Here is a 342-nt window from a genome sequence, read left to right as displayed (position 1 = left end):
CCGTTGCGGGCAAGCAGGATGCGCATGCGAACGAGAGGTCCGTGGGGGAGAGGAGAACAGTCGCAATCGTTCACGTGATGTGAATGATCGGGGGGAGCGGCCATCATACCGTGCCGAGCAAACGGTTCTTCTCCCTTCTTCGATCAGGTTCATCGCGAGCGTGTGGGGCCCCGCCGCGACCGGTCGGCCCCTGTGCAAACGTCCCCCGGCGGTCGCCCTGCGGCGACGGCCTCCTCCTTTAATTTGCCAGGGCCCTACCGGCCGCGGCGGGGCGCGGCTTGCGGTTGGCGATGGAAAATCCGCAGCCGGGGTGCGACGCCGGTGGATCGAGCGCCGGGTCGC

Source organism: Stenotrophomonas sp. SrG, from assembly GCF_050031795.1.
In the GTDB taxonomy this organism is placed as follows: domain Bacteria; phylum Pseudomonadota; class Gammaproteobacteria; order Xanthomonadales; family Xanthomonadaceae; genus Stenotrophomonas; species Stenotrophomonas rhizophila_A.
This window is presented reverse-complemented; position numbering follows the sequence as displayed.